Origin of the sequence: uncultured Actinomyces sp., assembly GCF_963526355.1 — a bacterium.
Taxonomy (GTDB): domain Bacteria; phylum Actinomycetota; class Actinomycetes; order Actinomycetales; family Actinomycetaceae; genus Actinomyces.
The window spans coordinates 1-10,854 of record NZ_CAUROW010000065.1; the positions used below are offsets into that span (position 1 = coordinate 1).

The following is a 10,854-nucleotide window of genomic DNA, read 5'->3' on the forward strand; positions in this document are numbered from 1 at the left end:
AGCGGCTCAACGAGCACGCCTACATCGTGCCCGGGCTCGGCGACGCCGGGGACCGCCTTTACGGCATCGTCGACTGAAACGCCGGCTCATCTGCAGGCCCACCACTTCGCGTCGGCGGCGCAGCTGCGCGCTGTCGGACCGATGTCTGTGGGCTCGGGCCAGGTGAGAAAGTCATGACGACGGGGTACTCCCCCTTTCCCCAGGGCCATGACGCCACGACGGCAGCCGACCGGTTCGCCTCGTCTTACGACCTTGAGCGGATCGCCGCCGCCCGCCCCGACCTGCACGCGATCCTGGCGGCCAACCCGTCGATCCCACCCCAGGTCCGTGCGGTGCTGGAGCGGTCCGACGACGTCGTCGTCCAGGAGGTGCTGGCGCGCCAGGCCGGGCGGGGCGCGCCCCTCGCAGGGCCGCCGATACCGCAGGCGCAGCCGGCACAGGCGCAGGCCCTGGAACAGATAGACGCGATGGCGCCAACGATGGCGGTGGGAACAGCGGGGGCACAACCCTCGCAGGGGACCTCGACTCAGGCTACCGCCCCTCAGGGTTATGGAACGACGGCGGCTCAATCCCAGCAGAGCCCGCTCCCGCAGGATCCTTCTCAGGCGGATCAGCAGGTGGCGCTGCCTCCGTCGGCGCAGATCCACTCGTCGCCCTCGATGCAGTCCGCGGCTCAGCCCATGGGGCAGTGGCCCGCGATGCCGCCCGGGGTCCGAGCCGGGATGCCGTCGGGCCATGTGCTGGGGCATGGCCAGGTCGCGACGACGGCGCACGGCGCACGATGTACGTGCCGCCGGCACAGCCTAAGAAGAGGCGGGGCCTCAAGGTACTCGCGGTGGTTCTGCCGATTGTCCTGCTTATGGCCGGTGGCGGCGTGGCGGCCTGGTACTTCTGTCGGCGAGAGACGTCTATTCAAGCTCTCAGGTCATTGCCCTCTCGAACTCCTGGAGCAAGGGAGCCGACCAGGCATGGAGCGCCGACGTCCCTGCCAACCTGGAGCCGTATGTTGTCGGCGATCATTTCCTCACATTCAACAGGACTGACGCCACCCTGACTGGCCACACCCCTCTGGGTAATGACATGAAGAAGGCGTGGCAGATCACCCTCAACGATGAGGACCTGATGTCCACCAACGCCTCCATTCCCGGTTTTCAGACGTGGGGAGACAACACGATCATCTACAAGTCCACTCTGATCGACGTGAGATCCGGGAATATCTCCTCGGCCCCTTGGGGCGACGGGAACTCGGCACTGATCGCCAGCGACATCGTCATCTTTTGCAATTCGAGCGACAAGTGCACCGCCTGGGATGCGAACCAGAAGCAGAAGTGGTCACGCGACATCCCCGGGACGGGAGAGGCATCGACCTTCACCTTTCTACGCAATGAACTCACCCTGACACGAGACGGTCGACGCTACATCTGCCTGTATAACATCGTTATTAACATTGATAGCGGGGAAACACTCATCCTGGACGGAGGCTCCAGAGCCGACACCGACCTCAGGACCATGTACTTTAAAGACGGTTGGGGAACCTATAAGGAAGACAAGAAGGACTCGACCCCGACTCTGAATCATCATCCGAAACACGACTCGAAGAAGGTTATTCTGGGGGTGGTGGTGTAGGTGTAGAGCATGAGGGTGGCTGTGATGGTTTGCGGGAATGTGTTCAGGGGGCGTCGGTAGTCCTCCTTGAGGATCTTCCAGGTCTTGATGTGGGCGTTGACCTGCTCGACGACGTACCTGATTCGGCTGATGCTGCGGCTGACCTTCTTGGCGATGTCGGAGAGCTTTTTCCCAGCCGGCCTCCTGGGTGGGGTGATCATCCCTCGTCCGACGTAGCCCTTGTCGGCGACCCATCCGCTGACGTCGAGGCCCTCGAGCAGGCCGGAGGCGTCCAGGGCGGCGACATCGTGGGTCGAGCCCGGGCAGGGGTCCGAGACCCACAACAGGCGACCGGCCGGGGTGACCAGGACCTGGACGTTGAGCCCGGTGCGTTTGTGCTTGCCCGACCACAGCTCGGGGTGGGCCTTCCAGCTCCAGCAGGGCATCAGGGTGCCGTCCAGGACGTAGTCGAGGCCCGGGACGACATCCTCGGCGGTGATGAGGTAGCCCTCCAGGGCGCGGGCGACCAGCTCGGTCAGCGCCTTGACCGCCCGAGAGACGGTGGGCTGGGACACGCCGAGCAGCTCACCGATGGCGGCCTGGGGAAGGTTGTGGCGCAGGTAGATCAGTGTCGCCTGCAGCGACCCGGTAACCCCGAGGATCGTGGGGACGGTGTGGAGCGGTTTGCTCTGGGTGATCCACTGGGTCAGCTGGGCGAACTGATGGGCACTCAGCCCAGTGGTATACTTCACTGTGATGGCTCGTTTCCTTATGGGGCTTTTGTCTGGCGACAAGAATTCTCCCACAGGAACGAGCCATCACCCCTACGTAACACACCCACCCAAACCCCAGCACACTCCCCTGAATAACCTTCCATGAATAAGCCTTGATGGCCACCCTCACCCTCCACAAAGACTCTAGCGAGAAAACTTCACTGAAGATTTTCTCATCAAACTTCAGACCTCTGTGCGCGATGATCTACACTGAATGTTGGGGGCGTTCTTGGAATCGCACTCCGCCGCCCGTGGGAGCAGAACGTGCTCAATCCCGTCGAGCAAGGATGCGATAACCAACTCATAGTACTCTTCACCGATCCTCTTCTCACGATCTTGGTGTGACATGGGTTCGAAATAGTTCTTCACCAGGTAGTCGAGACCTTCGGATTCCCCCACCATAGCATTCAAGCGCTCAAGTACAACCGCCGTACCGTTCTGTCCGCTTCGACCGGGTGGTGAACGCCGATGCCGCGCACTGATGGTGGACATCGCCACGTTCACTATCATTGAGTAGGCCAGCGGCGTGAGATCGGCGAAGCCCGCTTCCATCAACTTCTTGCAGGCCGCGTCAATAATGGGGAGAAAGGCTCTCCCGAATTCTCCGACGGAGAGTCGCTCGGTGACACCCGGATAACGTAGGAGAACGGGACGGAAACGCGCAAGTAAGACCGTGAACCACTGCTTCCAGTTAAGACTCCCGTCTGGAACGTCCACCGTTGCACACACACTTTCGACGACCGCCGCACACAGATCATCCTTATGTGGGAAGTAGTGATAGATCACGGAAGGAACAACATCGAGCGAGCGAGCGATATCGCGGATCGACCACCCTTCGATTCCCCGACCCTCCGACAGCTGCGCCGCCCGCTCGACGATGACCTCCCGACTCAGACCGACACGCCTTGCAGTGGGAGCCTTCGGCTTCATCATGACACCAGGGTAGAGCATGTTGACGCATGGCGATCACTGTTCTAGTCTTGCGGCAAGGAACACTAGATCGGTGTTCTAGTCACGCGACGGCTCCTGGCGCACTCGACCCACAGCCACCACATTCAGGAGACCTCAATGGAGAGACACGCCAAACTGATAAGTATTTGCACCATTATCGCCACATGGGTGATTTATGTCGCCGACCTGGCGATCAACATCTTCAACATGTTTGGCGACTCGTTTTGGCAGTCGCTTATCGGAATCGCCGCCTGGAAGGTATACTACGCCACGTTCGTTCTTTTCCTATTTCCGATACTCTCCTGCGGCTCCCTCCTGTTGAGCAAGCCACTGAAGAGCCGCACACTCGGTGTACTCATGGCGGTAACATTTAGCACAGTATGCATCTATATGCACAGCATATACTTTCCGTTCGCAAAGACCGCAGCTCTTTACGCCACAGCCGACCATCCGACGAAGCAGACACTACGAGATCTGCTGAAGCACTTCACTTCCATCAAAGATATTTTCGGCGTAATCTTCATGGCGGCGTTCCTGGTGATCTTCGCCTGGATATTCATTCGTGTCATCTCAGGCAGAACGGAGTATCCCCGGTATTTCGCCTTTATCAACCCAGTAACTGGACTCCTTGTCAGCATACTTCTAAGAACTGTTGCTCCTGGCGCAAGAGAAGCAATCATGCCGGTGTTCGTCTCATCGTTCTGGCTGGGACTGCTCATGACGTCTTACCTGCTCTACTGGCTGCGCCTCAGGTCGTCACGCAGGTGAACGAGTCGATTCAGACCATTCGGCATCCTTGTACCAGGCGACGGCGATTTGGACGCGGTCGCGCAGGTGGAGTTTGGCCAGGATGCGGCTGACGTTGCGGCGCACGGAGGCGGGCTGCAGCACGAGCCGCTCGGCGATCTCCTCGTTCGACATCCCCTCCGCGATGAGCCGGGCCACGTCGAGCTCCCTGGGTGTCAGAGCCCCGAACCTCTCCCGCAGCCCCTTGCGCTGCGCACCGGACAGCGTCTGCGGAACCCCTCGTGCAATGAGCTCCTTGGTGACACGCGGCGTAAGCACGGCATCGCCCTGCGCCACCGCCCGCACCGCCTGAGCCAGCTGCGCCGCGCGCACGTCCTTGAGCAGGAACCCCGAGGCCCCCACCTCCAGCGCCCCGAAGGCGTAGTCGTCCTCGTCGTAGGTGGTCAGCACCAGCACCTTCACCGTCGGGAACCGCCGCGCCATCGCCCGGGTCGCGCTGATCCCGTCCATGCCCGGCATGCGCACATCCATGAGCACGACATCGGGCAGTCCCGTTGACCGGTTCAGCCGCTCCAGGACCTCCAGCGCCTCCTGCCCGTCACCGGCTTCCGCCACCACACGCAGGTCCGGCGCCTTGCGGATCATGAGCGCCAGCCCCAGGCGCGCGTAGCGCTGGTCGTCCACGATCATGACCGACGTCGGCCTCAGCCCCTCCGATTCCGCGCCCACGCCTCAGCCCTCACCGTGAGTTCTCGGCACCGTCGCCGTCACCAGCCAGTCGCCGTCAGCCTCGAATCCCCACTCCAGCGAGCCTCCCGCCGCCTCGACCCGGCGGCGCAGCCGCGGCAGACCGGTTCCCTCCGCAGACCTACCACGGCCACCACGGCATTCGTCGTCTTCCCCGCCACGGTCACCCAAGGCGCCGTCGTTGCGAACCGTCACCGTTACCGCCGACTCGCCGTGGTCCCAGGAGGCCTGCACCTGCGACAGCACCGGGGAATGCCTCACTGCGTTGGTGAGTGCCTCCCGGGTGAGAGCGAAGCACAGGTCGGCCTGCCCGGCGTCGTCGGCCCGCTGCCCGGTCTCGGTGAAGACGACCGTGACGCCCAGCGACCTGACCCTGCCGACGACACTCCTGATCTCATCCCAGGACCGGCACCCGGCGCCGTCCCGATTCGGTGACTCCGCCGACTCACCCTCGCCGTCGGCCAAGGCCCTGACCGCCCGGCGCGTCTGCTCCAGGCACTCCCGCGCAACCTCATTGATGCCGCCGAGCGCCTCATCGACCTCCGGATCGGCGCTGCCGGCCAGCCCCTCGGACAGAGCAATGATCGTGGTCAGGCCGTGCCCCACGGAATCGTGCAGCTCGGCGGCAATACCGGCCCGGCTCACCGCGCGATCGCGCTCAACCCGAAGCACCCGGAAGCGCTCCCGCTCAGCTTTGGCATCGGCTTGCGCCGCCCGCCAGTTCGCGACGCTGCGCGCAAGCATCGCCACGATGGCCGTCAGCAGGACGGCGACCATCTGGCTGAGCCACTCCTCCATCAGGATCCCAGGTGGGGCCACCAGGACGGCGCTGGCCGTCGCCATGAGGCAGGCCGCACCGATCACCGCGAGGTGCTGCCACAGCGGGAGCCGGCTCACCGCGCTCCCCAGCGCCACCAGCACCGGGACGAGGAAGAAGTTGTTGAGCCCCAGTGTCGAGGCCGCCACGTACACGGCGCACTCGGTCAGGAAGACCGCCAGCGGGTGCCTGCGCCGCGCAGTCAGGAGCGCCGTCGACCCAATGGCCGCCAGGATGAGAACCGTGAATCCGATTCTGGTCGGGGCGATCCCCCCAACCAGGCCGCCGTCGCCGACGCGGCCGGTCAGCACCGCGCTGCCGATCATGCCGCCCTGGTAGGTGGCGCACAGGATGAGAAGCAGCGTGGACAGGATGCCGGGGCCGGGCTGCGCGGGCGCCGGCTGGCGCACCCACTCCCCCAGCGTCCGCCAGTCGACCCGTATCCTCATCGCCGACGACGAGTCGCACTCTTCACCGGACACCAGCGTCCCTCCCTCCCCATTGCGTCCGTACCCTACGCCCCGAGATCTGAGTCCCGGCCGCAGTCCGCGGGCCGCCAGGCACGGTCACGGCGAACACCGAATGGGTCAGTCCTGGGAGCGGAGGTCCTTGAGGACCTGGCGCGCCTCGCCAGGGTCGTCGTCGTAGGCGCTCATCGCCTGAGCGTCGGCCACCATGTCCGACAGGGCCTCATTCGCTGCCCGACGCTGACGCTCACGGAACTCCAGCACGTCGGTGAGGAACAAGCGCCGGTGCCGTCTGACCTTCTCGAACGGGATCTCGCCGGCCTCCAACATCCTGACCAGCGTCGGCCGCGAGATGCCCAGCATGTCAGCCGCCTCCTGCGTCGTCAGACGCTGGTCCTGCGGCGCCACCGTGACAGCCAGACCTCGACGCATCGCATCCACGACCTGAAGAAGGGCCTCAGCCACCGCGGGAGGGAGCCCAATCGTCTCACCATTGATGGTCAGCGCCGCACCGGAGGATGCCTCAAGTTCCGTCACCAGCTCGGCGAAGCGCCCAGTGACGTCCTCCTCAGGAAGGTAGGTCTTGCTCTCGCTTGTCATAGTCATGATGCGCTCCGTTACCCTACTGTTCGTTCACTGTTTTCGAGTTGATCGTTTTGAGCGATTTGAGTGTAGACCTCAGCAGGCGTCGACACAAGGCGAGGGCTGTCGCTTCTGCGAGCGCTCAGGCGGACGCACCTTAGCCTTCGACTACGGACCTCGCGGATACAGTCCGTGAGGCCTAAGTGTACTGATCGGGGAGGTTGGTTAGGCGGGTGATGGGTGGGTGGCCTTGGGTGGCGGTGTGGGGTCGGTGGTGATTGTAGAGGTGCAGCCATGCGGGTAGGGCCTGGCGGCGTTGGGTCTCGGAGGTGTAGTGGCGGGCGTAGGCCCAGCCGTCGGCCAGGGTGCGGTGGAAGCGCTCGATCTTGCCGTTGGTCTGGGGGCGGTAGGGGCGGGTGTGCTTGGCCTTGATGCCCAGCTGCTGACAGGCGGCTTGCCAGGCCTGGGAGCGGTAGGCAGAACCGTTGTCGGACAGGACTCGCTCTACCCTGACTCCTCGTGCGCTGAACCATGACACCGCGCGCTGGAGCACGCCGACAGCGGTATCGCCTTCTCATCGTCGTGGATCTCGCTGTAGACCACGCGGGAGTAGTCATCAATCACCGAGTGCACGCAGGCGTAGCCCATCACCGGTCTGCGGCTGGCCGGGCTACGGGCCTTGCCGGGGGTGGAGGCGCGGTTGCGCGCGCCCTGGCGCGCACCGACGTAGCGCCATCCACCACCGTCGGGGATGTTGCCGATCTTCTTGACGTCGACGTGGACAAGAGATCCGGGGTAGGGGTGCTCGTAGCGGCGCACGACCTGACCGGTGGCCCGGTCGGTGTACGACAGGCGGTTGAGGTGGGCGGCCCGCAGGATGCGGTGGACGGTCGAGGCCGCGACCCCGGTGCGGGCAGCAAGCTGGACGGGGCCCTCACGCAGGCGCATGCGCAGCGAGACGACCCGCTTGACCACCGCCTTGGGTGTGCGGTGAGGGCACGAGCGTGGGCGGCTGGAGCGGTCGGTCATGGGCTGGCCGGCCCTGTACCTGTCGGCCCAGCGCTTGACGGTGGGCCATGAGCACTGGAACCGGGCAGCAACCTCGCTGACGGGCCAGCCCTCCTCGACCACCGGGCGGGCGACCCTCACGCGAGCACGCGGGGTCAAGGCTGCGTTAGCGTGAGACATGAGGAGAGAACCTTTCGAGTCTGGCTGATGGAAGCTGCAACACCTCCACTCAACCAGCCCAAGGCGCTCTCCTCACCTCAAAGACTCAGATCACACCCCCTCAACCAACCCTCCCGATCAGTACACCTAAGGTGCATCCGCTCATTCCAGGCAGCCGGCGACTCATTCCCTCCCCACTCCCACCTCGGGCCCATCGTCACTCGGCCGCCAGGACGGCGCCGATCGGGGTCCGCCAAGCGCCTCGGACCGGAGCGAGCAGCACCATGGTCAGGGCCAGGAAGGACAGGAGCGCCACCAGCAGCACCGGCCCGATGCCGGGGCGCACCACCAGCGGAAGCCCCGCCCTGGCGTAGAAAAAGGATTCGCCGATCGTCGTCACCACCAGCGGCACAATCGAGATCACCAAGGCCGTCCCCACGTACAGGCCCGCCTCGATGACCACCTGCCGTCGCACGCCGCGTACCGTGCTCCCGGCGCAGCGCAGCACCGCGAGCTCACGCTGCCGGGACCGGGAGGACATGCCGACGACGGCCACGGCTCCCAGCAGCGCCATCGTCCCGAGGATCGCCGCCAGGACCAGGGAGTCCTCCTGGTTGATCGTCACGCTCAGGTGGGCCGCATCCACCACCGCCTGCCCCGTGGCGAGACTGGTCGTGAGCGCCGCAGTGAAGGAGATCGCCAGGGCCAGTAAGCCGATGGCACTCGCCGCCGACGTACTGCGCCACAGCGCCGAGCGGCGCGCGATAAGCCACGACCCACCCAGCCGCGCCAACGGCGCCGACCCCAGCCGCAGCAGCCCCGGTATGAGCACCGGCGCCAGCAGCACCACGAGGACCGCGAGCAGGAAGGACGCCAGGGTCGCCTGGCCACCGCCGGTTGGCCATCCATTGATCATCCTCCCAGGCGGGGCCAGAAAGGCAATGAGCAACTGGCCCGCACACATGAGCGCCCACAGCCCGGCCGCGACCCACCGGAGCACACCCATGCGGCGCCGCCCGGTCGGAACGGCGTCGCGAACCGCTTCCACCGCAGGCGTCCTCACCGCGGCGCACGCCGGCCCCACCGCTCCCAGGACCGCGATGGAGACGACCACCGCCACGGTGAGCAGCAGCGTCATCGGCGTCTGGGCAACCTCGATCCGCCCCATGCGCGCGGCCGCCAGACGAGTGAGCACCGAGGCGAAGGACTGGGCCGCCACCTGCCCCAGCAGGATCCCGGGCGCGCAGGCCACCAGGCCCAGCACCGCCACGGTGGCGACGACGGCGGAGAGAACCTGCCGGGGCAGGGCGCCGGCGAGCCGCCACAGGGCCCAGCTCGTGCGCAGTGCCTGCACGCAGGACTGCCCGACGACGGCCACCACCGGGACCGCCACCATCGCCGTGTAGAAGGCGACCGAGACGCCCGGAACTGTGAGCTCGGCCGGGTTCACGCCCGCCGCCCGCGCCGCGGCGACGACGTCGGGCCGGGTGACGGTCATGCGGTGCACCAGACAGACGTTGACGAGCCCCGCGGCGAGGGCCAGCACCGCCACCGTTCCCGACCAGGCCCGCCACTGGGCGGCCAGGGCGCGCAGCGTGTAGCGGGTCATGCCGCAGCTCCCGTCTGGTTGACGGCGGCCAGCAGCTCGTCGGGGGTGGTGCCGCTGCGGTGGTCGACGATGCGGCCGTCGCGCATGATGAGCACGGTCTCCGCCAGGGCCGCGGCCCCCAGGTCGTGCGTCACGAGGATGACGGCGGCCCCGTCGTCGGCCAGGCGCCTCAGCTCGGCCAGGACGAAGGCGGCCGAGCGGGTGTCCAGGGCCCCGGTGGGCTCATCGGCGAAGACGACCGGTGGGCGGCGGTAGAGGACTCTGCCCAGGGCGACGCGCTGCTGCTCACCGCCCGAGAGCGTCGTCGCGACCGCATCGGCGCGCGCCTCAAGTCCCAGCCCGGCCAGGACTCCCCGTACCCGCGCCGATTCGGGGCGCCGGCCGGCCAGGGTGTCGGAGATCGTGAGGTTCTCCCGCACCGTCAGGTAGGGCAGGAGGTTGTAGGCCTGGAAGACGAAGCCCACCCGGTCCCGGTAGAGCTCGGCCACTCGCGCCGCCGGGAGCCCGCCGAGGTCGCATCCCATGAGCGAGACCTGCCCCGACGTCGCCGCCTCCAACCCGGCCAGGCACAGCAGCGCCGTCGACTTGCCCGAACCACTGGGACCGACCAGCGCCGTCATCCGCCCCGGCATCATCGCGCAAGAGACGCCGTGCAGGATCTCAATCGGCTCCCCGCCGGGGGCCGGGAAGGACTTGCGCAGATCGCGTGCCTCCACAGCGGGCAGGCCAACGGCGCTCGCGCCGGCGACGTCACCGGTCCTGCCGACGGCGCCACTACAGTTGAAACTGCCCGCACTCACGTCAGCACCAGCTGCACCGGCACCACCACCCGCCCGACCCGCGCCGCACAGGTCGCCGAGGTCTCCGGTTGTGCGTCCCCGTACCGGCTGAGCCGACCGATTCGGCCGTGTCCGTTCACGTCGAACTGCCATGGATCTGCGCCGTCCTCTCACCTGTGAATCCGCCGGTACCACTGGACGCCGTCGGCCGCCCGCGGCTCAACCTAGGACAACGACCCGGTACCCAGACCCTCAGGCCCCGAACTGTCCACAGATGATGACAAGGCCCCGCCCAGCGACAACGCGGCCGGGGACATTCCGCGCGGTCGGGTGCGCGTCCTTCCGGGCGGGGGCGTTCGACGCCGTCGGGGACGGAAATCCTGTCCCCGCACGCGCAGGATGTCCCCGGCCGCGAAGAAATGTCCCCGACCAGGAGCAGCACCTCCGACCACCACCAAAGGCCTATAAATAAGACTGTTTCGCTAAGCTATTCAACCTAAGAGAATTCTCACGCCCACCTGTGGTTCCTCTAGGACTGGCTCGTGACAGTGGAAGGCATGAACACCTCACGCCGCATCCTCGCCCTGGCCCTGCTCATGCTCGTCCCGGT

General features: G+C 66.0%; 11 protein-coding genes and 1 pseudogene. 3 read left to right on the top strand and 9 right to left on the bottom strand.

The window, feature by feature from the left end:
• The coding region (locus tag RWR81_RS10510; RefSeq protein ID WP_314457570.1) for a uracil phosphoribosyltransferase at positions 1-77 on the top strand (77 nt) is incomplete at its 5' end.
• A 9-nt stretch (positions 78-86) separates the two neighbouring features.
• On the opposite strand, the gene RWR81_RS10515 is transcribed toward RWR81_RS10510, so the two are convergent.
• Entirely contained in the window at positions 87-506 is a 420-nt protein-coding gene (locus RWR81_RS10515) for a hypothetical protein (protein ID WP_314457555.1), read from the bottom strand.
• Positions 507-1,080: 574 nt separating this feature from the next.
• On the opposite strand from RWR81_RS10515, the gene RWR81_RS10520 reads away from it, so the two are divergent.
• Complete coding sequence (locus RWR81_RS10520) at positions 1,081-1,626, top strand: hypothetical protein (protein ID WP_314457557.1); 546 nt, start codon at positions 1,081-1,083, stop codon at positions 1,624-1,626.
• Here the strand turns inward: RWR81_RS10520 and RWR81_RS10525 are convergent.
• Complete coding sequence (locus RWR81_RS10525; RefSeq protein ID WP_314457559.1) at positions 1,578-2,357, bottom strand: transposase family protein; 780 nt, start codon at positions 2,355-2,357, stop codon at positions 1,578-1,580. The genes RWR81_RS10520 and RWR81_RS10525 overlap by 49 nt on opposite strands.
• Before the next feature lie 204 nt (positions 2,358-2,561).
• A complete protein-coding gene (locus RWR81_RS10530) occupies positions 2,562-3,311 on the bottom strand; it encodes a TetR/AcrR family transcriptional regulator (RefSeq protein ID WP_314457561.1) in 750 nt (249 codons plus the stop codon).
• 135 nt (positions 3,312-3,446) lie between these two features.
• On the opposite strand from RWR81_RS10530, the gene RWR81_RS10535 reads away from it, so the two are divergent.
• Positions 3,447-4,097 (top strand): DUF6796 family protein, encoded by a 651-nt coding sequence (locus tag RWR81_RS10535; protein WP_314457562.1) that lies wholly within the window; start codon positions 3,447-3,449, stop codon positions 4,095-4,097.
• On the opposite strand, the gene RWR81_RS10540 is transcribed toward RWR81_RS10535, so the two are convergent.
• From RWR81_RS10540 to RWR81_RS10565, 6 genes and pseudogenes are all read right to left on the bottom strand, one after another.
• Entirely contained in the window at positions 4,086-4,805 is a 720-nt protein-coding gene (locus RWR81_RS10540) for a response regulator transcription factor (RefSeq protein ID WP_314457564.1), read from the bottom strand. The genes RWR81_RS10535 and RWR81_RS10540 overlap by 12 nt on opposite strands.
• A gap of 3 nt (positions 4,806-4,808) precedes the next feature.
• On the bottom strand, positions 4,809-6,122 hold the full coding sequence (locus RWR81_RS10545; RefSeq protein ID WP_314457567.1) for a histidine kinase: 1,314 nt from the start codon (positions 6,120-6,122) through the stop codon (positions 4,809-4,811).
• A gap of 105 nt (positions 6,123-6,227) precedes the next feature.
• On the bottom strand, positions 6,228-6,713 hold the full coding sequence (locus RWR81_RS10550) for a helix-turn-helix domain-containing protein (protein ID WP_314457568.1): 486 nt from the start codon (positions 6,711-6,713) through the stop codon (positions 6,228-6,230).
• 175 nt (positions 6,714-6,888) lie between these two features.
• Positions 6,889-7,877 (bottom strand): annotated as a pseudogene (locus RWR81_RS10555) (IS481 family transposase).
• Between the two features lie 196 nt (positions 7,878-8,073).
• Positions 8,074-9,465, bottom strand: a complete 1,392-nt coding sequence (locus RWR81_RS10560; protein ID WP_314457569.1) for an FtsX-like permease family protein — start codon at positions 9,463-9,465, stop codon at positions 8,074-8,076.
• Positions 9,462-10,181 (bottom strand): ABC transporter ATP-binding protein, encoded by a 720-nt coding sequence (locus tag RWR81_RS10565; protein WP_314457571.1) that lies wholly within the window; start codon positions 10,179-10,181, stop codon positions 9,462-9,464. Before RWR81_RS10565 ends, RWR81_RS10560 begins: the two co-directional genes overlap by 4 nt.
• Positions 10,182-10,854: the final 673 nt, after the last annotated feature.

Excerpts from the sequence above, each read along its gene's own strand:
- RWR81_RS10520 (WP_314457557.1), top strand. The coding sequence starts at position 1,081 with ATGAAGAAGGCGTGGCAGATCACCCTCAACGATGAGGACCTGATGTCC.
- RWR81_RS10530 (WP_314457561.1), bottom strand. The coding sequence starts at position 3,311 with ATGATGAAGCCGAAGGCTCCCACTGCAAGGCGTGTCGGTCTGAGTCGG.
- RWR81_RS10535 (WP_314457562.1), top strand. The coding sequence starts at position 3,447 with ATGGAGAGACACGCCAAACTGATAAGTATTTGCACCATTATCGCCACA.
- RWR81_RS10550 (WP_314457568.1), bottom strand. The coding sequence starts at position 6,713 with ATGACTATGACAAGCGAGAGCAAGACCTACCTTCCTGAGGAGGACGTC.
- RWR81_RS10560 (WP_314457569.1), bottom strand. The coding sequence starts at position 9,465 with ATGACCCGCTACACGCTGCGCGCCCTGGCCGCCCAGTGGCGGGCCTGG.